The organism is Crocosphaera watsonii WH 8501, from assembly GCF_000167195.1.
GTDB classification, from domain to species: Bacteria; Cyanobacteriota; Cyanobacteriia; order Cyanobacteriales; family Microcystaceae; genus Crocosphaera; species Crocosphaera watsonii.
Map to the genome: position 1 here is coordinate 1 of NZ_AADV02000045.1, position 23,451 is coordinate 23,451.

General features: G+C 38.0%; 18 protein-coding genes and 2 pseudogenes. 8 read left to right on the forward strand and 12 right to left on the reverse strand.

Annotation, left to right across the window (positions count from 1 at the left end):
• Positions 1 to 371 precede the first annotated feature (371 nt).
• Positions 372 to 569 carry a hypothetical protein gene (locus CWATDRAFT_RS17855; RefSeq protein ID WP_007311510.1) on the forward strand — a complete coding sequence of 66 codons (198 nt, stop codon included), beginning with the start codon at positions 372 to 374 and terminating at the stop codon, positions 567 to 569.
• A gap of 189 nt (positions 570 to 758) precedes the next feature.
• Positions 759 to 3,716, forward strand: coding sequence for an aminomethyl-transferring glycine dehydrogenase (gene gcvP, locus CWATDRAFT_RS17860; protein WP_007306344.1), 2,958 nt, complete (start codon positions 759 to 761; stop codon positions 3,714 to 3,716).
• Positions 3,717 to 3,889: 173 nt separating this feature from the next.
• On the opposite strand, the gene CWATDRAFT_RS17865 is transcribed toward gcvP, so the two are convergent.
• Both CWATDRAFT_RS17865 and CWATDRAFT_RS38670 read right to left on the reverse strand, forming a co-directional pair.
• The gene (locus CWATDRAFT_RS17865) at positions 3,890 to 6,220 is read right to left on the reverse strand and encodes a COR domain-containing protein (RefSeq protein WP_326997425.1); all 2,331 of its coding nucleotides are present in this window, start codon (positions 6,218 to 6,220) and stop codon (positions 3,890 to 3,892) included.
• A 9-nt stretch (positions 6,221 to 6,229) separates the two neighbouring features.
• Positions 6,230 to 6,589: a leucine-rich repeat domain-containing protein gene (locus CWATDRAFT_RS38670; RefSeq protein ID WP_007306361.1), complete on the reverse strand. Its 360-nt coding sequence runs from the start codon at positions 6,587 to 6,589 to the stop codon at positions 6,230 to 6,232.
• A 105-nt stretch (positions 6,590 to 6,694) separates the two neighbouring features.
• On the opposite strand from CWATDRAFT_RS38670, the gene CWATDRAFT_RS17870 reads away from it, so the two are divergent.
• On the forward strand, positions 6,695 to 6,925 hold the full coding sequence (locus tag CWATDRAFT_RS17870) for a type II toxin-antitoxin system HicB family antitoxin (protein ID WP_007306345.1): 231 nt from the start codon (positions 6,695 to 6,697) through the stop codon (positions 6,923 to 6,925).
• Positions 6,926 to 7,112: 187 nt separating this feature from the next.
• On the opposite strand, the gene CWATDRAFT_RS17875 is transcribed toward CWATDRAFT_RS17870, so the two are convergent.
• Positions 7,113 to 7,301 (reverse strand): hypothetical protein, encoded by a 189-nt coding sequence (locus tag CWATDRAFT_RS17875; RefSeq protein WP_007306360.1) that lies wholly within the window; start codon positions 7,299 to 7,301, stop codon positions 7,113 to 7,115.
• Positions 7,294 to 7,554, reverse strand: coding sequence for a hypothetical protein (locus CWATDRAFT_RS17880; RefSeq protein WP_007306359.1), 261 nt, complete (start codon positions 7,552 to 7,554; stop codon positions 7,294 to 7,296). The genes CWATDRAFT_RS17875 and CWATDRAFT_RS17880 overlap by 8 nt, the downstream gene beginning before the upstream one ends.
• A 788-nt stretch (positions 7,555 to 8,342) precedes the next feature.
• Between CWATDRAFT_RS17880 and uvrA the strand changes: the two genes are divergently transcribed.
• Positions 8,343 to 11,204, forward strand: a complete 2,862-nt coding sequence (gene uvrA, locus CWATDRAFT_RS17885) for an excinuclease ABC subunit UvrA (RefSeq protein ID WP_007306346.1) — start codon at positions 8,343 to 8,345, stop codon at positions 11,202 to 11,204.
• Between the two features lie 295 nt (positions 11,205 to 11,499).
• Here the strand turns inward: uvrA and CWATDRAFT_RS17890 are convergent, their stop codons facing one another.
• The 4 genes and pseudogenes from CWATDRAFT_RS17890 to pgl all read right to left on the reverse strand — a co-directional run bounded on the left by CWATDRAFT_RS17890 (position 11,500) and on the right by pgl (position 14,984).
• Entirely contained in the window at positions 11,500 to 12,939 is a 1,440-nt protein-coding gene (locus tag CWATDRAFT_RS17890) for a TldD/PmbA family protein (RefSeq protein ID WP_007306358.1), read from the reverse strand.
• Positions 12,940 to 12,971: 32 nt separating this feature from the next.
• Positions 12,972 to 13,640: an FHA domain-containing protein gene (locus CWATDRAFT_RS17895; RefSeq protein ID WP_007306357.1), complete on the reverse strand. Its 669-nt coding sequence runs from the start codon at positions 13,638 to 13,640 to the stop codon at positions 12,972 to 12,974.
• 95 nt (positions 13,641 to 13,735) lie between these two features.
• Positions 13,736 to 14,141 (reverse strand): annotated as a pseudogene (locus CWATDRAFT_RS40035) (RNA-guided endonuclease InsQ/TnpB family protein); the annotation flags it as partial.
• 114 nt (positions 14,142 to 14,255) lie between these two features.
• Positions 14,256 to 14,984 carry a 6-phosphogluconolactonase gene (pgl, locus tag CWATDRAFT_RS17905; protein WP_007306355.1) on the reverse strand — a complete coding sequence of 243 codons (729 nt, stop codon included), beginning with the start codon at positions 14,982 to 14,984 and terminating at the stop codon, positions 14,256 to 14,258.
• Between the two features lie 265 nt (positions 14,985 to 15,249).
• On the opposite strand from pgl, the gene hpsJ-B reads away from it, so the two are divergent.
• Complete coding sequence (gene hpsJ-B / locus CWATDRAFT_RS17910; RefSeq protein ID WP_007306347.1) at positions 15,250 to 16,074, forward strand: hormogonium polysaccharide biosynthesis protein HpsJ; 825 nt, start codon at positions 15,250 to 15,252, stop codon at positions 16,072 to 16,074.
• Positions 16,075 to 16,183: 109 nt separating this feature from the next.
• Here hpsJ-B and CWATDRAFT_RS17915 read toward each other — a convergent pair whose 3' ends face one another.
• The gene (locus tag CWATDRAFT_RS17915; protein WP_007306354.1) at positions 16,184 to 16,525 is read right to left on the reverse strand and encodes a hypothetical protein; all 342 of its coding nucleotides are present in this window, start codon (positions 16,523 to 16,525) and stop codon (positions 16,184 to 16,186) included.
• 517 nt (positions 16,526 to 17,042) lie between these two features.
• Between CWATDRAFT_RS17915 and CWATDRAFT_RS17925 the strand changes: the two genes are divergently transcribed.
• The 3 genes from CWATDRAFT_RS17925 to rnc all read left to right on the forward strand — a co-directional run bounded on the left by CWATDRAFT_RS17925 (position 17,043) and on the right by rnc (position 19,667).
• Entirely contained in the window at positions 17,043 to 17,420 is a 378-nt protein-coding gene (locus tag CWATDRAFT_RS17925) for an alr0857 family protein (protein WP_007306348.1), read from the forward strand.
• Positions 17,421 to 17,537: 117 nt separating this feature from the next.
• Positions 17,538 to 18,776 (forward strand): tryptophan synthase subunit beta, encoded by a 1,239-nt coding sequence (trpB, locus tag CWATDRAFT_RS17930; protein ID WP_007306349.1) that lies wholly within the window; start codon positions 17,538 to 17,540, stop codon positions 18,774 to 18,776.
• A gap of 174 nt (positions 18,777 to 18,950) precedes the next feature.
• Entirely contained in the window at positions 18,951 to 19,667 is a 717-nt protein-coding gene (rnc, locus tag CWATDRAFT_RS17935) for a ribonuclease III (RefSeq protein ID WP_007306350.1), read from the forward strand.
• Between the two features lie 11 nt (positions 19,668 to 19,678).
• On the opposite strand, the gene CWATDRAFT_RS37370 is transcribed toward rnc, so the two are convergent.
• The 3 genes and pseudogenes from CWATDRAFT_RS37370 to CWATDRAFT_RS17945 all read right to left on the reverse strand — a co-directional run bounded on the left by CWATDRAFT_RS37370 (position 19,679) and on the right by CWATDRAFT_RS17945 (position 23,055).
• Complete coding sequence (locus tag CWATDRAFT_RS37370) at positions 19,679 to 19,849, reverse strand: hypothetical protein (protein ID WP_157134111.1); 171 nt, start codon at positions 19,847 to 19,849, stop codon at positions 19,679 to 19,681.
• A complete protein-coding gene (locus CWATDRAFT_RS17940) occupies positions 19,831 to 21,357 on the reverse strand; it encodes an IS5-like element ISCwa2 family transposase (protein ID WP_007306353.1) in 1,527 nt (508 codons plus the stop codon). Before CWATDRAFT_RS17940 ends, CWATDRAFT_RS37370 begins: the two co-directional genes overlap by 19 nt.
• A gap of 170 nt (positions 21,358 to 21,527) precedes the next feature.
• Positions 21,528 to 23,055: pseudogene (locus CWATDRAFT_RS17945) on the reverse strand (IS5-like element ISCwa2 family transposase).
• Positions 23,056 to 23,451: the final 396 nt, after the last annotated feature.

Consider the following 23,451-nt stretch of genomic DNA (forward strand, 5'->3'; position numbering starts at 1 on the left):
TAAAGATTGACTATAGCAAGTGTAACAGCTATAGTAGATTAATAAATACATGAATTTTGCCCGTGTGCCTGTGATGGGAAGACGGGTTTTTGTTGTTATTAAATCATAGCATAAGATTTTTATTTTTCAATAGCTTTTCTGGAAAATGACGGCTCATTCATGATATTTTTAAGATGAAAAATAGGTTATGTCTTTAGGGTTACCTCTTTAGGTTATGTATCAAAGTCATAGTTATTTAGGATAGTTATTTAGGGTATGTATCAAATTCATAGTTATTTAGGGTAGGTATTTAGGGTATGTCTTTAGGATAGGTATTGAGGTTATGTCTCTAATATTGATCTATAATAGTTGGAAAGTGAAAGTGATTGCTTATGGAAACCCAAGAATTAAAAAATCTCATCAAAGAAAGCGTTAGAGAAGTTTTGAGAGAAGAAAGGTTATTATTATGTAATATGTTAATGCCTTATGTCAGTGATCAAGAACAAAAAGAACTTGATCAGGAACTCGGTAAACCTCAAGACTATGAAAATGAAGAATTAATCGATATGACTGACTGGGTAAAAAAGTGATTTATCCCATTAATTTAACATCAATAAATATAGAAATTTATAATGTTAATTTTAGAGGTGATATTTATCAATAAATGATCTTATCGAGTCCAACGTCCAACATTGCAGATCAATGTTACAAAAGATTACAATGAGTATCCAAGACGCTCATTTGTGACACTCTAACAAAAGACAACCATCATCATTGATATGCCTAACCTGGATATTACTGCTAATCAACCTAAAACTAACGACAATAGAACTTATAACATTGAAAACACACTAGCACCTACTGATAGCTTTATCAATCGACACATTGGACCCAATAGCCAAGAGATTGATAAAATGCTCAAAGTGTTAGGATTTTCCAGTCTAGACAAACTCATTGATGCTACAGTACCCCAAGGAATACACCTTAGTAAAACCCTGATTTTACCCGAAGCACAGAGCGAATATGGTGCATTAGCCCAATTAAAGTCTATTGCTTCCAAAAATCAAATATTTCGTTCTTATATCGGCATGGGTTATCATGACTGTATCACACCCCCAGTCATTCAACGCAACATCCTAGAAAACCCAGGTTGGTATACTGCTTACACCCCATATCAAGCAGAAATTGCTCAAGGAAGACTCAAAGCCCTCTTAAACTATCAAACTATGATAGTAGAGTTAACAGGACTCGAAATTGCTAACGCTTCCTTACTAGATGAAGGTACAGCAGCAGCAGAAGCCATGAGCATGAGTTATGGTTTATGTAAGAACAAAAATGCTAATGCTTTCTTTGTGGACTGCCATTGTCACCCCCAAACCATCGAAGTCATTAAAACAAGGGCGTATCCTTTAGGTATTGAGTTAATTATTGCCGATCATCGCTTCTTTGAGTTCGAGCAAGAAATTTTCGGCGCATTATTACAATATCCTGCCACCGATGGCACCATCTACGACTATCGCACCTTTATCGAAAGCGCACATGACAAGGGTGCATTAGTTACCGTTGCGGCTGACCCCTTGAGTTTAGCACTCTTAACACCCCCCGGAGAATTTGGCGCAGATATCGCCGTAGGCAGCACTCAACGCTTCGGTGTACCCTTGGGGTATGGTGGACCTCATGCAGCCTATTTTGCCACCCGAGAAGCCTATAAACGGAAGATTCCAGGGCGTATTGTGGGAGTATCTAAGGATGCACAAGGAAACCCTGCTTTAAGATTAGCACTGCAAACCAGAGAACAACATATCCGTAGAGACAAAGCTACCAGTAACATCTGTACAGCGCAGGTATTACTAGCAGTTATTGCGGGAATGTATGGGGTGTATCATGGACCAGAGGGTGTTAAAAATATCGCTCAAAGAATACATCAATTAACGGTAATTCTCGCTAAAGGATTACAAAAGTTAAGCTACACAGTTAACGATGAACCCTTCTTTGACACCGTTAGAGTTGGGGTAGGTGATGCCAGTGTAAAAGCTGTGATTGCAGCAGCAGCAGAACGCAAAATTAATCTCAGGTTATATACAGAAGGAGTCTTATGTATTAGCTTAGATGAAACTACCACAGTTCATGACGTTGTTGAGTTGTGGCAAATTTTTGCAGCTAAAGATGAGTTACCTTTCACCGTTGAAGAGATAGCAGAGGAAGTTAATTTTGACTTACCTATCTTCTTTCAACGTACCTCAGAATATTTAACCGATCCTGTTTTCAATCAGTACCATTCGGAAAGTAAATTACTGCGTTACTTACACCAGTTAGAAAGCAAAGACTTAGCTTTGAATACTTCCATGATTCCTTTGGGATCATGTACTATGAAATTGAACTCAGCAGCCGAAATGATGCCAGTTACTTGGCCAGAGTTTGGTAAACTCCATCCTTTTGCCCCCTTATCCCAAACCGAAGGCTATCAAATTCTCTTTCAACAGTTAGAAGTATGGTTAGGAGAGATAACAGGATTTGACGGTATTTCTTTACAACCTAATGCTGGTTCTCAAGGAGAATATGCAGGACTTCAAGTAATTCGTCAATACCACGAAAATCGTGGCGAAGCTAACCGCAATATCTGCTTGATTCCTGAATCTGCACACGGCACAAACCCTGCTAGTGCAGTGATGTGCGGGATGAAAGTTGTTCCCGTTAAATGTGATAAAGAGGGAAACATTGATATTGCAGACTTGCAGAAACAAGCTGAAAAACACTCCGAAAATTTAGGGGCGTTAATGGTAACATATCCTTCCACTCACGGGGTATTTGAAGAAGAAATAATCAACATCTGTAATATCGTTCATAATCACGGTGGACAAGTGTATATGGATGGGGCTAATATGAACGCCCAAGTAGGGGTATGTCGTCCCGCTGACTTTGGGGCCGATGTTTGTCACCTCAACCTGCACAAAACCTTCTGTATCCCTCACGGTGGTGGTGGCCCGGGAATGGGTCCCATCGGTGTAAAAGAACATTTGATCCCATTTTTACCCACAACCAACCTGGATAAATTCACCGACCCCAACAGTAATGGTAAAGTAGACACATCCATAGGAGCCATTTCCGCAGCCCCTTGGGGTAGTGCTAGTATCCTGGTCATTTCTTGGATGTACATCGCTATGATGGGGGAAAAAGGGCTGACTGAGGCGACAAAAGTAGCTATCCTCAACGCTAACTATATGGCCTCTCGTTTAGCTGACTATTATCCCATCTTGTTCAAAGGTGCATCCGGTTGTGTCGCTCATGAATGTATCATTGATCTACGTCCCCTGAAAAACCAAGCAGAGGTAGGGGTGGATGATATTGCTAAACGGTTGATGGACTTTGGTTTCCATGCACCCACAGTGTCTTGGCCTGTTGGTGGTACTATGATGGTTGAACCTACGGAAAGCGAAGACTTAGCAGAGTTGGATCGTTTCTGTGATGCCATGATCACCATTCACCAAGAGGCTCAAGCGATCGCAGATGGTACAATTGACCCTGCTAACAATCCTTTGAAAAATGCGCCCCACACAGCAGAAATGGTAATTTGTCAAGAGTGGGATCGTCCTTATTCCCGTGAAAAAGCAGCTTATCCCGCGTCTTGGAGCAAAGAACATAAGTTCTGGCCAACTGTAGGACGTATTGATAACGCTTACGGAGACAGAAACCTAGTTTGTTCTTGTGAAGGAATGGACGCTTATAAAGAAGACTAACACATAGTAGGGTGGGCAATGCCCACCTTACCTTAATTGTCTTATTAGGTAGGAAAAAATAAACACAAGTTCGTAGTGAGTCCTTTAGGACTAGAAAACCATTCATGATGAAGGCTAAAGCTTTCACTACAGACTTTTCATGAAATGTCTCTACAAATGTGAAATATTAATAATTAACTGTCTGTAAACCCTTCACCAAACCCCACTACTGCTTTACAAAATACATTATTTTCGCTGTAGTGTTCACCAATTTTTATTAATGCTGTTTTCCCTCCATTTAACCAGCGTTTTCCATTAAATATTTGTTTAATAATTTCCCATTTTTCTGGTTGGTTCTTTTGAATGCCTCTAAACTCAGCATTTATAATTTCTGTTGCTGTTGTTTCGCTAACATTGGGATATTTATTATTTAATTCAGTTAGTTTGTTTATGATTTCATCTAGTGCATTTTTAATAGATGGATCAGAAGCGTACTTTTTGCCAATAACTTCACCTAAGTTTGTTTCAGTGATGTTGACAACATCAGCTTTAATACTGTATTTACCACTATTTGACATTTCACTTTCCTCCTTATTTCTAGATGGGTTTAGATCACGTTTAACAATATCGTTGACTAAACCCTGTACATTCACCATATCATAACTCTTAATACATTGAATTTCAGGACGTTGATCATCAATGAATTTATTAAGCACATCCCAAAGAGAAAAATGAGGTGACTGACTTCCTTTACATTTTGAACAATTACAGGGAACTAATGTTTCATATTTAAGACGTTCATAAGAATCATGAATTTTCCCTAACTCATGTCTTACAGTGGTTAATAAATCTCGTTTACGGTTTCCTGAGACTCGTATCCGAATTTCTCCTTTATGATAACGATAACGTTCAATAATTTCTGCCCTTGCACCATCTTTATTTAAAACAACTCCTGTTTTCCAAACACAAGTCTCATTTTCAATGATAGCATGAGTTTCTACAATAAAACGGGTTAAAATTCCTTTAGGCATAAATTCATATTCATAGCGCAAAAGTAGGTTATTATCTTCATCCCAATTATACTCTGTTTGTTCTGCACTTAATAATTGAGGTGCAATATAATTTCCTGGTTGACTTGGTATTTCATAACATAGTTTAAAGTTCATCATTAACTTTAAAAGTTCACTACGCATGGTGATATATTTTTCTTCATTCCAGATGTTTTTTAAATCATTGCGATCAAATTTACCTAAGTTTTCTCTGACGGTTTCATTATCTAAGACATTATAAACTGCATCGGTTCCCCAAGCAGTATTAAGAATAATAGTTTTCTTTAAAATATCATCGTCCTGAAAGTGTAAAAATACCCCTAATTCATGAAAATAACCGCTTAAAACTAACATATCTTCTAACTCTTTAAATCCTTTGTCTTTACAGATTTTTAAATATTCATCAAGACTGATATAGTCACGGGGATCTTTTTCTAATACTTCTCGAACTTTGACCCAATATGCCGGTAATTCTTCGCCAATATGAGGTAAGTTACTAATATAGTGTTGAATCTTATTTAAAATTTCTTGTAAACCTCTATTAGTTGCGAAGTTGGTAGCTAAAGTCTCTTTAAAATTAGTAAAGTCTCCTCTTAATTGTCGTTCGTTAATATCTCTTTTTCGTTCTTGTTTTTCATTCTTAATGAGTAAAATAGGACTACTATTACTCAATAATTCAACCACATTTAACCAGTAATAAAAGTCTGTGTCTTCTTTACGAGTATCAGCAACTAATGTATAAAGGGCTCTTTCCGTGAGAAAAAATTGATGGGTTTCATGATAAATTTCCTGTCCTCCAAAGTCCCAAATATTAACTCTAAATTTTTTTCCGTTATCTAGAGGAAAGTACCATTGAATAACATCTATTCCTTCCGTAGATTCTTCATCGGTTTTCAGTTGATAATTATTATCTTTTATTTTTTGTGCTAAGGTAGTTTTTCCTGCACCTCCTTCCCCAACAATCAATAATTTTGCTTCATAAAGATGTTCAATTTCTTGTTCTAATTGTTGTTTTAAATAGTTTCGTATTGCTGCAACACCTTTTTTCCTAATTGAAGTTGGAGGAGATTGTAAGGGGTTCTTTCCATAGGTTAATTTTGTTACCCGTAATAGTCCAATTTCAGGAGGAAGCTTTGTAAATTGATTATCTCGTAGTTCTAAATTTCGCAAGTTATATAAGTTACTAATTTCTTTAGGTAAATTTGTTAATTTATTACCGCTTAAATCAAGAGTATATAAATTTAATAATTGACCAATTTCAGGAGGAATATTTGTTAGTTGGTTATTCCTCAAATCAAGTGAAGTGAGATTAGTTAATTGACCAATTTCAGGAGGAATATTTGTTACTTGGTTATCCCTCAGATAAAGTGAAGTGAGATTAGTTAATTGACCAATTTCAAGGGGAATGTTTGTTACTTGTTTATTCCACAGATAAAGTGAAGTGAGATTAGTTAATTGACCAATTTCAGGAGGAATATTTGTTAGTTATTTATTCCACAACAGATCAAGTGAAGTGAGATTAGTTAATTGACAAATTTCAGGGGGAATGTTTGTTACTTGGTTATTCCACAGACTAAGTGAAGTGAGATTAGTTAATTGACAAATTTCAGGGGGAATGTTTGTTACTTGGTTATTCCACAGATTAACTGAAGTGAGATTAGTTAATTTACCAATTTCAGGAGGAAGGTTTGTTAGTTGGTTATTCCACAGATAAAGTGAAGTGAGATTAGTTAATTGACCAATTTCAGGAGGGATAGATGTTAATCCTTTAAATGAAAGATCCAAGGATTCTCTTTTATCCTTTGCTGCTTTTTCAATAACCTGTAATAATTCTTCCTCTGTCATATCAGTTATCAGTTATCAGTGACCATTTATAAATATTATATCTTGTCTTCTATAATATGTCTTAGTTGCTGCACTTGATAAACAAGCAAAAAAGAAAGGTGAATCATGAAATATCATTATAGTATGGTCATTCAATGGTCAGAAGAAGATCAACTATTTTTAGTCCATTTACCTGAGTTTTCTTGGCAACAATTTCATACTCATGGCAAAACTTATGAAGAAGCTGCGAGAAATGGAAAAGAAGTTATCGAGAATTTTGTAGAAATGCTTATAGAAGAAAATCAACCTTTACCAGAACCTAGAATATTGCCCAAAAAGCCGTTAAAAATTGCTTAAAAATTAAACATTACTTTGATTCATTAGATAATAAAAGTATTATTTATTATTCAAATTGTGTTATTATTTGCGAAATTTTAGTGACATCAATATTATCTTTTTCAGATTTTGAATAAATATCCAACAGTACAATAAAATCCGTTGTTTGTAGCCAATAAATTAGACGATATCCACCACTTTTGCCCTTTTAGACATCATTATTCTTAATACGAAGCTTATAAACAACAAATTTGATACCTGGAATGCGATCGCCTAAAATTTCTCCTAATCTAAGCTTTTCTAGAATTGGCTGTAAATCAGTTTGAATGTGACGATATTTTTTAGATAGCGATCGCACCTTTTTTTGAAATTCACGAGTTGCTATTACTTCAAACAATATCTGTCTCCTCCCATAATTGAGATAAGGATACAGTATCTCCGGTCATTGCTTGTTGCCAAGATTGTTTAAAGCTTTCCTCGGAAAAATTTTCATCAGAAGTATCTAACTCATTCTGATTTTCTTCAATTTCATCTACTAAAATAATTACTTTAACCGTTGAGGGTTGAGAGGAAGTAGAAGCTAAACGAAAATCAGGTAATTGAATTTGTCCATTATCCGTTACAGTTGCGGTTAATTCGTAAGCTTTCATAACAAAATACACTCTAATCTTAAAAAGACAATAATTTAATATTTAGGTTATTATAGCAATACTTTAGCTCTAATTCCATTGTCATAATCAACTCTCAATCGTTTTAACATAAGGATAAGCAAGTATTTTAGCTAAAATAATCCACTAAAATATTTATTAGTGACCAGTTACTAATTTGACCATCGCTCACTAAATAGAAAAATTAGGAGTGTGAGCATCTTGCTCACTAAAGACATAAATAACAAATATCTTGCTCACTAAAGATATAAATAATATAGCAATCAGTTATCAGTTGTGAGAATTAAGTGAATTGTGATCCCCCCTAACCCCCCTTAATAAGGGGGGAACTGAACGGGGTATCTTGATGTTCTCATGAATCATTCCTGATTGCTATAAATATCTTGCTTACTAAAGACATAAATAATAAATACAAGCATAGCAAGCAAGATGCTTGCACTACAGGAAATTTCATTAAACCTTACAAGAACCTAGAATATTACCCAAGAAACAGTTTAAAATTGCTTGAAAATTAAGCCATATTTGGGGTTTGTAAGGTGGGCAAAATTTTGTATTTTATTAGTAGATTACATAAGTTGATAATTTGCCCACCCTACGGTTTTAATATTTTGTTGATTCAAACTCTTTATTGATTTCCCAATATCAATTTTTTAGAGTATAGCTACATATTTCCGTAGGGGACGACGGCCGTTGACCCCGACAACACCAAAGATGGAAACAGAAAAAAAGGTTATGATAAATAAGGTTAAGGAGTGTTAAGCTTTGGGAATATGGACGAATCAAACAGCATACGTATCCGGGGTGCGAGACAACATAATCTGAAAAATATCGATCTCGAACTACCGCGCGATCGCCTCATTGTCTTTACAGGGGTATCCGGTTCGGGAAAATCATCTTTAGCGTTTGATACCATCTTCGCTGAGGGACAAAGACGTTATGTTGAGTCCCTGAGTGCTTATGCGAGACAGTTTTTGGGACAGTTAGATAAACCGGATGTGGATGCGATCGAAGGGTTGAGTCCCGCTATTTCTATCGACCAAAAATCAACCTCCCATAACCCTCGTTCAACTGTGGGAACGGTAACAGAAATATACGACTATTTACGCTTATTATTTGGTCGTGCTGGAGAACCCCATTGTCCTCACTGCGATCGCCTCATTGCACCCCAAACCATAGATGAGATGTGCGATCGCGTTATGGAACTCCCAGACAGGACAAAATTCCAAATTTTAGCCCCTGTAGTGCGAGGGAAAAAAGGAACCCATAAAGAACTCCTATCCAGTTTAGCAGGCCAAGGATTTGTAAGGGTAAGAGTGGATGGAGCAGTGAGAGAACTTTCCGATAATATTGAATTGAAAAAGAATCATTATCATGACATAGAAATAGTTGTTGATCGCCTCATCAAAAAAGAAGGAATAGAAGAAAGATTAGCAGATTCCCTCAGCACTTGTTTAACCCATGCTGACGGGTTAGCAGTCATAGATATTATCGAACAAGAAGACAATAATAACCCTTCAGAAATCATGTTTTCTGAAAACTTTGCTTGTCCCGAACATGGGGCAGTTATGGAAGAACTATCACCCCGTTTATTCTCCTTTAACTCTCCCTATGGTGCTTGTCCTAATTGTCACGGGTTAGGAAGTTTACGGCAATTTTCCCCTGATTTAGTCATACCTGATCCCAACGCTCCTTTATATGCTGCCATCGCTCCTTGGTCAGAAAAAGATAACACTTACTATTTATCCCTACTCTATAGTATTGGACAAACTCACGGCTTTGAAATCCAAACAGCTTGGAATCATTTAACCAAAGAACAACAAGACTTATTACTCTATGGAAGCGATCAACCCATCTGGTTTGAAAAAGATTCTCGCTTTGATAGTGGTCAAGGATACTATAAAAAATTTGATGGTATTTTAGCAATATTAGATCGGAATTATCAAGAGACAAGCTCAGAGATAATGAAGCAAAAGATGGAAAAATATATCGTTGATCAAACCTGCGAAGTTTGTCACGGTAAACGCCTTAAACCAGAAGCTTTATCCGTCCGACTGGGAGGATGTAGCATTGATGAATTAACAAGTGTTTCCATTGATAAATGTTTGTACAGAATAGATAACCTAGACCTAACACCCAGACAACAATTAATCGGTGAACTCGCACTAAAAGAAGTTAGAAACCGTTTACAATTTCTACTTGATGTCGGCTTAGATTATTTAACCTTAAACCGAGGAACAGCAACATTATCAGGAGGCGAAGCTCAAAGAATTCGTCTTGCAACCCAAATCGGTTCGGGGTTAACAGGAGTATTATATGTATTAGATGAACCCAGTATAGGACTACATCAAAGAGATAATGGAAGGTTATTAAATACCCTCAAAAAATTGAGAGATTTAGGCAATACTTTAATTGTAGTTGAACACGACGAAGAAACCATTAGAACCGCCGATCACTTAGTTGATATTGGACCATTAGCAGGAATTCATGGAGGAGGCATTGTTTGTCAAGGTGATTTAGAAAACCTTTTAAAGGCAGACACATCTGTAACGGCTGACTATTTATCAGGGAAAAAAGCAATTGAAACACCAGCAAAACGTCGGGCAGGAAATGGCAAGAGATTCTGCTTAAAAAAATGTTTTGCTAATAACTTAAAAAATATTGATGTAGAAATACCATTAGGAAAATTAGTCGCTATTACTGGGGTTTCAGGGTCAGGAAAATCAACATTAGTCAATGAATTATTATACCCTTCCCTCCAACATCATCTAACCAAAAAAGTACCCTTACCCAAGTCTTTAGGTGAAGTCACGGGACTCGATGCTATAGATAAAGTAATCGTCATTGATCAGTCTCCCATAGGCAGAACACCGAGATCCAATCCTGCAACCTATACAGGTATTTTTGATGGTATCAGAGAGTTATTTTCTCAGACAGTAGAAGCCAAAGCAAGGGGTTATAAACCGGGTCGTTTTTCCTTTAATGTTAAAGGAGGAAGATGCGAAAATTGTGGGGGACAAGGAGTTAATGTTATTGAGATGAATTTTTTACCCGATGTCTATGTTCAATGTGACGTTTGTAAAGGGGCAAGATACAATAGAGAAACCCTACAAGTTAAATATAAAGGTCATTCCATTGCTGATGTTTTGGACATGACAGTAGAAGAAGCTTTAGGGGTATTTGAAAATATACCAAAGGCAGTCAAACGATTACAAACCCTAGTAGATGTTGGCTTAGGTTATGTTAAATTAGGACAGTCTGCCCCCACTTTATCAGGAGGAGAAGCACAACGGGTTAAACTAGCATCAGAATTATCCCGTCGGGCAACAGGAAAAACCCTATATTTAATCGATGAACCCACCACAGGATTATCATTTTATGACGTTCATCACTTATTAAATGTCCTACAAAGATTAGTTAATAAAGGTAATTCTATTTTAGTCATAGAACACAATTTAGACGTAATTCGTTGTTCAGATTGGATTATTGACTTGGGACCAGAAGGAGGGGACCAAGGGGGTAATATTGTTACCTTTGGAACCCCTGAAGATGTAGCTAAACATCCCACCTCTTACACAGGACAATATTTACAAGAAGTATTAAAACAATATCCGATCGCAACGGATAAAGATTAAGCTTAAATGTAGTAGTGCAAGCATCTTGCTTGCTATTTGTTCTAGGTATTTTTCTAGCTATAGCAGTTAGTAATCAGTTGTGAGAATTAACTTTGAGTACAAGGGAACAGGCAACAGGCAACAGATAAACAAAAATCATATCTCATAAATAATTCCCGATTGCTATGTTTTTCTAGGTAGCTATAGCAGTCAGCTTGGCGTTGTGAAACAATCATTATAATGCTAATTTTAATAGTATGATGAACACATTTTCGTAGGGGTTAACGGCCGTTAACCCCTACAAGAAAAACATCATTCAACCGGCCCCACCGAATACCTCAATATTATCAAAGGCACAAATAGGAGAAGCATGGCCCACACGGATCGCTTGATTGGGTTCTCCTTTACCACAACTGGGAGTGCCGTATATCCCCAAAGTTGAACGATCTCCTACTTGGGATAAACTACGCCAAAATTGATTAGTAATGCCCCGATAATTAGGGTTTTTCAACGTTTTAGTCAACTTACCATTTTCGATAAGCTTGGCGTATTCACAACCAAATTGAAACTTATTACGATAATCATCAATAGACCAAGAGCGGTTAGACTGCATATACACCCCAGACTCAATATTACTAATCATCTCCTCAAAAGAACTACCACCGGGTTCTAAGTTAATATTAGCCATGCGATCGATAGGGGGACGATTCCAAGAACAAGCGCGTAAATTAGCCACTCCTGGCACATTTGCCCTAATTTGGCTTTCCTTACTGCCTAATCCTCTTAACAATACCCCTTCTTTGATTAAATACTCACGGGTGGCGACATTCCCCCCATCATCAAACCGATAACTAGCAAATTCCCCAGACACCGAAGGATCGAAAGTAACATTCATCAGAGGGGAACCATAAACCAAGTCGCCAAAATCCTCTAACTTAACAAAACTTGACCCTGCATAATTCCGTTCGTCCCCTAAAATGCGATCAAGTTCCAAAGGATGACCAATACTTTCGTGTATTTGTAACATCATTTGATCAGGGGCCAACACTAAAGTAGTATTAGTGCTAGGACAGTCTGGAGCCGCTAATAATTCTAGAGCCTGTTCGGCGATCGCTTCGGCGCGGCCTAAAATTTCCGCTTCCTCAAGAACTTCCACTCCCCCTTGATAACAACGCGCACTAAATCCATTATCAGTCCGTTTTTGAATAATATTACCTTCTTGTGCCGTTGCAGTGGAGTTGGTGCTGATTAAGAGAAACTTTTGATAAGCATCGGAACCATTACTACTCACCAGTTGAATTTCTGTTTCTACCAAACGGGCGATCGCAGAGGTACTGACAATCTTATCGTTAACTTTTAGGGTTTCATTAACTTTGAGTAGCAGATCGTTAATATCTTTAGGACTAAGAACATCAAAAGGTTTAACGTAGGGAGATTGATAGGTTCCTACTGCTTGTGGGCGTTGTTCTACAGTGAAAGGATAGATTCCCCACTCGGCCGCTGTTATGGCTTGTTGATAAGCAATTTCTGCTGCTAGTTTAATATTCTCTGCTGTTAAATGGTTGGTGGCACAATAACCCATTTGTCCTTTGGCTAAGACTTCCACCATCACCCCTTTGGTTTGAGTGCGTCCGTTACTTTGGGGTTTCCCATCCCTAACATAACGCAGGGTAGAGGTTTCGGTTACTTGGCGTAACCCGATCCAATCAGCAGGGACGTGGATTTCTTTTAACCAGGTTTCTAGGTTTTGGGTCATTGATCTCTAACATACCTTTAATTTTTACCATTCTAGGATAACTGGAAAATAAAGGTAACTAAATCCCCTTTACCCAAAGAAATGCGATCGCCGGGGTGCAAACGGTGACGGTTTCCTGGGGATAAAGCATTGTAATTAATATAAGTCCCATTAGAACTACCCACATCTTCGATATAGAAAATGCCAGCTTCGTTGCGAATATCAGCATGAATACGAGAAACCACATCAGCATCTGGTAATCCTGAGACATCGAGATCCGGGGGGATCTGTTCATTGGGTTTACCTATATGAATAATCTCTAAACCTTGAGGCATTTCCAATGTTGTATTGGTTTGAACATGGAGTAAACTGGCGGTTTGGGTTTGTAGTTGTGTTGCTGGGCTGACTGCTGGTTTTGGAGGCGGTGGGGGTGGTGTAGAACTTTCTTCTGGAAGATTACTCATAGGAGGCGGTGGGGGTGGTGTAGAACTTTCTTCTGGAAGATTACTCATAGGAGGCGGTGGGGGTGAAGTTTCTGCAACTGAAGTCATGGAACCATAAAAAGTATTGGGCGCGCCGCATTCCCCACAAAAAGTGGCACTACTGAGTAATGGCAGACCACAGCTACCACACTTAACCAACCGAGGAAGAGGGGTAAAACAGGCTTCACACTGCACTGCTCCATCGGGATTTTCATGGTCACAATTTGGACAAGTAATCATGGAGAAATTGGATAGAAACCCCGTCCTTCTAGGACGGCTTTATTGCTTACTTAGATTTTGACACTCCACTGCCTAAAGGCGAGTGGATTCTTGGTTCACTGACTCAACTTACCTTGACAGGCATTGCTACCAACCAAAATAGAGGTCGAATCTCCCCAAGCGTTTAGGTCTTCCGACCAGCTTCCGATATGCCCTATCGTAGCTTCTTGCTCCGTCCTATACGCTGAGGGAACCTCAGCGCGGGCGGTGCGCTTTTTTGAGTATATTTAATGCAGCCATTTTGTCTCTATCCTCAGAGTACCCACAGGAACAAACATGAGTTCTAACAGATAGTGATTTCTTGATTAGTTTGCCACAATTGAAACATTCTTGTGATGTATATGCAGGATTAACGGCAATAGTTAACCTACCGTATTTAACCCCAAAATACTCAATCCATTTTCTTAATTGTGACCAGCCAGCATCATTAATACTCTTAGCTAGTTTCTTGTTACGCACAACGCATCTAAGTCAGATTGACAACACCAATTTCTCACCATAAAAAGCCGTCCTAAAAGCGCACCGCCCCGTCTGAGGTTCCCTCAGACATAGGGAAGGAGCAAGAAGGACGGGGCTTTAAACCCAGTTTTTCGGTAATTCCGCTCCGGCTCCTTTATCTAATAACCATAACAGTTCTCCTTGAGGTTTGACCGCTTTGGCAGGGTATAGTCTCTCATCTCCATTAGGGGAAAAAATTGACCTTAATGCTGGCCTTTTGTTGTCTCCTGCCACTAAAAACATTACACAACGAGCGTTATTGATCAAAGGATAGGTAAAGGTTAAACGAGGTTCTCCATCCTTATTCCCAACTGTAACCAAGCGATCGCTTACGGTTAGGGCTTCTGTTTGGGGAAACAAAGAGGCAGTATGACCATCATCCCCCATACCCAATAAAATCAGATCGAAGGTGGGGAATTCTCCTGCTTTGACCCCAAAAAATTCTTCTAACTCCTGGTTATGGGTTTTAGCGTCTACAGAGGGGTCATTACTACCTGTTGGCATAGGATGGATATTAACAGTAGGAAACTTGACCTGATCTAACCAAGCTTGACGGGCCATGAGTTGGTTGCTATCAGGATGATCCGCAGCAACATAACGCTCATCTCCCCAAAAAATATGAATTTTTTCTAAAGGTAGAGATTTTTGGGCTAAGGCTTCGTACAGTGGTTTGGGAGTGCTACCACCAGCTAGAGCGATCGTAAATTGTGCTTGTTGCTCTAGGGTAGTATGAATTTTATCGACGATTAAATCTAGTGCATGAGTAATCAGGGCAGGTTTATCCGTTAATACTTGTATTTGTGTCATTCCTAATCTATTCTCGTCGACGAAACTTTTGAGTAAGGTTTAGAATATTATTGTAGAAAGTACGGTTGTAGACCTTGCCAATTTCCCCTAAATCTTTTAAGCTCATAGACTAGATTGAGGAATTTATGTTGTACATTGGGGAGGAATTTACTTAAAACCCTCTGCTAAGCTCCCTGCACCTAGTTATTGAATCCTTTGGCAATCAGAGTAATTTCTCTGTTAGCTGTTATCTTTAAGAGAATGCTATCTAAAAACTGATAAAAAAATGAATTATTCAGCATTTACATCCTTAACTCTAAAACTTATCGGGGTAATTTTTGTCCTATCTTCCATGTTGGACTATCTAACCATTCTGATTCCTCCCAACTTACAGAGTCAATCATGGAAAATCGGTGCGGTAGCTGGGATTGTTGATAGAGGGGTTGTGCCTTTGGTTGGTATAGCCTTTATTTTGGTTGGCTATTTTATTGATGGTTTAGCCAATACTACCCCATTAAAAAAATCAGGATTCAATCTCAAATTTCCAGTTTATATTTTGTCTGCTCTTTTAGGGTTAATGTTTTTATTGGCGGTTCCTTTCCACCTCAGCAATCTCAACAGTGCTAAAACAGACGCTCTAGAAAGAATTCAACAAGGTGCAGGTCAAGGGGCGGAGCAAATTCAACAGTTCTTAACCCAAGTGGATACTTTGTCTAGAAACCCTGGCCGACTTAACGAGCAGCTTCAAAGACTTAATCAAGCTATCGAAGCAGGGCAAGTTCAAGGAAGACAGTTGAACGCTCAACAGTTAGAAACTTTGCGCCAACAACGTCAGCAACTACAAGGATTACGAGATTTAGCCCAAAATCCCCAAGAGTACAAAAAAAGAACAGAGGAGTTGAAAAATCAACTAGAAACCCAACTCCGTGAACGCCGTAAACGGGCTGAGGATCAAGCAACAACACAAGCATTAAAGCAAAGTCTTCGTATTGGTTTAAGTAGTTTAATGTTAGCCATTGTTTACAGCGTTATCGGCTGGATTGGCTTAAAATCAGAAATTAGCTCACCTAAAGGACCAAAAGCTCCTGCTCGTCCCAAGGTGAAACGATAATTCAACAACCTAACTTACCTCCTGCCTCCTGCCCCCTACTATAAGAAAAATTCAAGGCCATAGTAACCTATAAACCCTTAACCAATACAGGTTAAGGGTTTATCAACTTTTAAATGTTTCTATTAATGCTGCTCGGACTTAGTGGGACGAAATCACCATAAATGGTTAATCCCAGTAACATTGGTTCCCCTGCTTGAATTAGGTTTCCCGTCAATACACAACTTTCATCTTTCCTGGCTTTGGCCTCGACTGTAGCACGAATATCCACCGCCGAAAATTGTGGTCTATAGTCCCCTGATTTTTGCTGTACATAGTTCCAGAGAATATCTCTGATCAATGCTTGATACCCTTGATTGCCAGAAAGCCCTTTGAGCTTATCTTTGAGTGTTCTTTCTAAACGGATGCTGGTAACTTTCATTTCAGTGGTTGAAGTACGGGGAAGGGTTTTCATGATTTTTTCCTCATCAAAAAGTAGACATTTCAGTAATATCAGTGTAGTATGAAAAAGTCTCTTTTAACACGATTGAAAACTTTCATGTTACTTTCTTCGGTTCCCAGTTTATTTCTATTCGTCCCCAATGCTTGTCAACAGTGGCAACCTGGGATCACGGAAGAGAATGAGTTGGAAAAAAGAAGTAAACTCCCACAAAAACCAGTAATAGTCCTAAAATTTACGATATGGAGTCAATATAACCGAGATTATTCCCTATTAGGTGATAATACACTCCCAGAGAGAAGAAAACCCCTAAACCTGACAAGCTGGTGGCGAAGACAAATCTTCCCTATCCCTAGATGAATACCTAACTCCTCAAGGTTTGTCTAACCCCCCGCTTTACTCCCTAGTAGAAAGTGGGGGCTTTGATTAGAAAAACCAAAATTGACGGAGAAGATAGGTATCTAACGTTATTTTTATCTTACTTATCCACTCACATCAATGATGTTGGCCAATTTTAAAGCGACAAAAGAAGATGTTAAAACTAACTTATACCCATGATGGATTTTTAATTGACCATCTCGAAGAGTCCTTAGAAGCTTGGGTGACAACTCGTGTCATTTTAGCCTTACGAGCAGGTACAAGTCTTTGTGTTGAACCGAGTAGTGCTTCCTTTTTAATTTCTTTAGACTTACCCTACGTAGACCAATTATTAAAAAATGTGGATCAGTTTGCCGAGGAAATTTTAGAAGTTAACCGTTGTGATGATGAAGCGATGGAAGTTGTCTTAGAAGGCACTTGGTTAGGCGCAGATGTGGCCAGCGAAGAAGGTTTGTTTGTCTGTCGTTTAAGCGATCGCTTAGAATCCCTTCTTTACCAAATTTGGCAAGAGTCTCCTGTTAAAATTAATTAGCTTAATCTTGGGGTCAACAGTTGTTGATCCCATTGAGAATATGGAAAAAAGTCGATAACCCAGTTACCATAAATAAAGGCATTTTCCTGAGATCGCAACACCAAGACAAAAATAAAAATGACAACCACACCCATTGCCCCATCTGCAACTCAAACCCAGTATCCTGACGAAATCGGACGTTTTGGGAAGTATGGGGGAAAATATGTGCCGGAAACCCTCATGCCGGCCCTTAGCGAACTAGAAACAGCTTATCATCGCTACAAAAATGCTCCTGAGTTTCAAGCAGAATTATCCCAACTATTAAAAGATTATGTAGGCCGTCCCAGTCCTCTCTACTTTGCCGAACGTTTAACCGAATATTACGCTCGTCCTGATGGTACGGGTCCACAAATATACTTAAAACGGGAAGATTTAAACCATACCGGAGCGCACAAAATTAATAATGCCCTTGGACAAGTCTTGTTAGCGAAACGCATGGGCAAAAAGCGTATTATCGCAGAAACTGGTGCAGGGCAACATGGAGTCGCAACGGCAACGGTTTGCGCCCGTTTTGGCTTGGAATGCGTCATTTATATGGGTATCCATGATATGGAACGGCAAAAACTCAATGTCTTCCGTATGAAACTATTAGGGGCCACGGTGCAACCAGTATCAGCCGGCACCGGAACCCTCAAAGATGCCACCTCAGAAGCCATTAGAGACTGGGTAACCAATGTAGAAACAACCCATTATATTTTGGGTTCTGTTGCCGGACCCCATCCTTATCCCATGATTGTCCGAGACTTCCATGACATTATTGGCCAAGAAACCCGTCGCCAATGCCAAGAAAAATGGGACAGTTTACCCCATATTTTATTGGCCTGTGTGGGAGGTGGTTCTAATGCCATGGGACTATTTTATGAGTTCGTCAAAGATACTGAAATACGGCTGATCGGAGTAGAAGCAGCAGGAGAAAGTATTGCCTCTGGAAAACACGCTGCTACCCTGACAAAAGGTCGTCCAGGGGTATTACACGGGGCTATGAGTTATCTATTACAAGATGAAGAAGGACAGGTTATAGAAGCCCATTCTATCAGTGCAGGGTTAGATTATCCTGGAGTGGGACCCGAACATAGTTATCTCAAAGATAGTGGCCGTGCTGAATATTATAGTGTTACCGATGCTGAAGCTATAGCTGCCTTTCAACGGTTATCTGAGTTGGAAGGCATTATTCCAGCCCTGGAAACTTCCCATGCGATCGCCTATTTAGAAACCCTTTGTCCCCAACTCGAAGGCAGTCCCCGTATTATTATTAATTGCTCGGGACGAGGAGATAAAGATGTACAAACAGTGGCTAAGTATTTAGGAGATGAGTAGTTTTTGGTGAGAGGAGGGGGAGACTGGGGGACTGGGAGACTGGGAGACTGGGGGACTGGGGGACTGGATGAGGAGGGGGAGAAAAAACATAACTCCGAACTCCGAACTCCGAACTCCGAACTCCGAACTCCGAACTCCCCACTTTTCCTAACTAAATTAGAAAAAACATTCATAATGGTGTTCTTAGATAATCGTAGAAAAAAACAGTTAGAAACCTGCTTACAAAAATTAGGGGTATCCAATAGCTTATCCGTTGACCTAAAACTATTAGATTTAGCCCTAACCCATCCTACTATTTCCAAAGAAAATAACTATCAACAATTAGAGTTTGTGGGGGACTCAGTGGTTAGATTAGTTTCCGCTGAAATATTATTAGAAACCTATCCCAATGAGTTAGTAGGCGAATTTGCGGCTATTCGTTCTATTTTGGTGAGCGATCGCACCTTAGCTGAGTTTGCTGATAATTATGGTTTAGATCGTTATCTCCTTATGATTGATAGTGTTGCCCAAGATAAAATAGGTCGAGTATCTTGGTTAGCAGATACTTTTGAAGCTGTATTAGGGGCATTATATTTAAGTACCCAAAATATGACCTTAATTCGTCCTTGGTTAGACCCTTTATTATTGCAAAAAGCAGCAGAAATTCGCTCAGATCCAGCCCGTCAAAACTATAAGGATGCTCTGCAAGAATGGACACAGGGCCAATACAAAATATTACCAGACTATCGTGTTGCCGAACAACATCAAAATCGAGGCCACCATCAACGATTTTTTGCAGAAGTTTGGCTCAAGGATCGTCAACTAGGATCGGGTTATGGCCGCTCTAAAAAAATGGCAGAACAAGCAGCCGCTAAAGATGCTTTTTTCTCTGTTGTTCATCAACAAGTTTAGATTGACAAGTTCTAATTATCAAAAAATGCTCCACGTTGAATCAAAGTATTTTTTAGCTCATCATTAATTCCTTGATTATCAGCGAACCTTGCATTAATAACATTAGCATCATTAAAATCAACATTAGTTAGTTTAGGGTTTGCTGAAAAAGTTTCTCCAAAATTTATGCCACTTTTGACCAAGAATTTTCTGACAAATCAATAAGTTTTAGTACATAAAAATTGTTTAAAGTATAATCAAAATTAATGAAAGGCGGTTTGATGAGTTCCCCTGTTCTATTATTAGTAAATAAGGACAAAAAAAGCGACAAAAACTGCCTCAGAAGTTTACAAAGATTGACAACTAAAAATGTAATAGCAATAGATGTAATGGAGGTTTCAGGGAGTTTTGTCATCACGAGATTTAGGCTAAATCTTCGTTTAGCTTGTCCAAACTTTCCCTCAATAGCATTACGGAAGCATTCATCGGAGTGGGCTTGTTTCTTTTCTTCTTCACTGACATTTTTCGGAGGTCTTCCTAACTTCGGACCACTGATTCTTATCCCTCTTTCCTTACACCAATTTCTGTTTTCCCTAGTTCGATAAATTTTATCTACATGGACGGATTCGGGATAATAGCCAAACGTTTCTTTATACTTTTCTACTTGTTCTTTTAAATGACAAGATTCATTGAAGTTTTCCCAACTTATTTTTTCTAGAAACACATAGTTATCTACACAGCTTACTGAGAGTTTAGCTCCAAACTCTATTGGTTTTCCTGCTTTTCCCCTCACTATTGGACGAATATGCCGTTGAGTTAAACTTACAATTCTTTGAGGAACACTCTGGGTCTTATTCTCCCACATTGACTGTTGTTGTTCATAAACTTTTTTGATAGTCTCTAGACAATTTTTCTGTCTTTTACTCAGATTTTCCTGGGAAGCCCCAGCTTGAATTAAGTCTTCTATATTTCCTAAATTTTTCTTAAGGTATTTTAACTGTTTCCCGATAGCTTTTCTTCTTTCTTGATAAGATACTTTTCGTTTTTTAGCTACTTTTAAGTATTCCTTTCTAGCAATTATTCTAGAAGTTCTCGGCTTTTTTCTCAATTTTACTCTTAATGGTTTATAAAGATTATCTATTATTCTTTCTGTCTCAATTCTGGCTTGATTTAATATGCCTAAATCCGTTGGGTATTTGATGTCTGCTGGCGCACAAGTCGCATCTAAAATTAGTTTACCTTTATTTTTTATTTTTTCTCCTTTTTCTTGGAGACAATCCTTTTTTTTTACTTCTTTATCACTCTTGTCTATTTCTCCTTTTACTATTTTTTTATTGATTTTGTTTATCAATTCTCCATCAATTCTTTTCCTAAAATGAACTAGCATTGAAGATTCCAGTGGTGGCTCTTGTTGATAACAATTTAAACCTATAAAGTATTGTAGATAGGGATTTTCTCTAATCTGTTCTATAGTTTCTCTATCACTTGTTCCTAATTTTTCCTTAATAATTAATGTCCCTAATGCCATTCTAAATAGTTTGGCTGGCGCACCTTTTTCTGCTGAAAAAAGTTTAGCATATTCTTCCTCAAAATCATCCCAAGGTATCAACTCTGCCATGATTACCCAACGATTATTGGGGGACAATTTGCCCTCGAAAGGTAATTCAAATTTTTCTGGGGGCGGTAAAGGTTGCTCCTCTTTTCGATGCATTTGTTCTTGACCAACAACTGGGAGGTGTTTCTACCAATTATAGCGGTTTGTAGCCGACAAAGCTGATCTTTTTTGCGATCGCGAATATGGGTGTAACCTTTTAAAGAATAGGGTTTTGCTTTTATTCAGCAAACCCTAATTAGGGTTTGCTGAAAAAGTTTCTCCAAAATTTATGCCACTTTTGACCAAGAATTTTCTGACAAATCAATAAGTTTTAGTACATAAAAATTGTTTAAAGTATAATCAAAATTAATGAAAGGCGGTTTGATGAGTTCCCCTGTTCTATTATTAGTAAATAAGGACAAAAAAAGCGACAAAAACTGCCTCAGAAGTTTAGAAAGATTGACAACTAAAAATGTAATAGCAATAGATGTAATGGAGGTTTCAGGGAGTTTTGTCATCACGAGATTTAGGCTAAATCTTCGTTTAGCTTGTCCAAACTTTCCCTCAATAGCATTACGGAAGCATTCATCGGAGTGGGCTTGTTTCTTTTCTTCTTCACTGACATTTTTCGGAGGTCTTCCTAACTTCGGACCACTGATTCTTATCCCTCTTTCCTTACACCAATTTCTGTTTTCCCTAGTTCGATAAATTTTATCTACATGGACGGATTCGGGATAATAGCCAAACGTTTCTTTATACTTTTCTACTTGTTCTTTTAAATGACAAGATTCATTGAAGTTTTCCCAACTTATTTTGTCTAGAAACATATAGTTATCTACACAGCTTACTGAGAGTTTAGCTCCAAACTCTATTGGTTTTCCTGCTTTTCCCCTCACTATTGGACGAATATGCGGTTGAGTTAAACTTACAATTCTTTGAGGAACACTCTGGGTCTTATTCTCCCACATTGACTGTTGTTGTTCATAAACTTTTTTGATAGTCTCTAGACAATTTTTCTGTCTTTTACTCAGATTTTCCTGGGAAGCCCCAGCTTGAATTAAGTCTTCTATATTTCCTAAATTTTTCTTAAGGTATTTTAACTGTTTCCCGATAGCTTTTCTTCTTTCTTGATAAGATACTTTTCGTTTTTTAGCTACTTTTAAGTATTCCTTTCTAGCAATTTTTCTAGAAGTTCTCGGCTTTTTTCTCAATTTTACTCTTAATGGTTTATAAAGATTATCTATTATTCTTTCTGTCTCAATTCTGGCTTGATTTAATATGCCTAAATCCGTTGGGTATTTGATGTCTGCTGGGCGCCACAAGTCGCATCTAAAATTAGTTTACCTTTATTTTTTATTTTTTCTCCTTTTTCTTGGAGACAATCCTTTTTTTTACTTCTTTATCACTCTTGTCTATTTCTCTTTTTACTATTTTTTTATTGATTTTGTTTATCAATTCTCCATCAATTCTTTTCCTAAAATGAACTAGCATTGAAGATTCCAGTGGTGGCTCTTGTTGATAACAATTTAAACCTATAAAGTATTGTAGATAGGGATTTTCTCTAATCTGTTCTATAGTTTCTCTATCACTTGTTCCTAATTTTTCCTTAATAATTAATGTCCCTAATGCCATTCTAAATAGTTTGGCTGGCGCACCTTTTTCTGCTGAAAAAAGTTTAGCATATTCTTCCTCAAAATCATCCCAAGGTATCAACTCTGCCATGATTACCCAACGATTATTGGGGGACAATTTGCCCTCGAAAGGTAATTCAAATTTTTCTGGGGGCGGTAAAGGTTGCTCCTCTTTTCGATACATTTGTTCTTGACCAACAACTGGGAGGTGTTTCTACCAATTATAGAGGTTTGTAGCCGACAAAGCTGATCTTTTTTGCGATCGCGAATATGGGTGTAACCTTTTAAAGAATAGGGTTTTGCTTTTATTCAGCAAACCCTAATTAGCTAAAGGTTATCAAGGTTAATTGAGAAATAATTTTAGGAAATCTACCTCAATTCTAGATTCATTTTTTGAAAGGACATCCCTCTTCTGAATTAAGAAAATGTTAAAAATCAATCAATATGTAACTTGATGTATTTATGATGCTCAATGTTGACATTTTATTTAATGGCACTACCCGAAATCGAGTCTTGACACATCAGGCAAATTATTTTAGATTAGATATCGGGCATTTAATGCAAGATATTAGCAATAAGG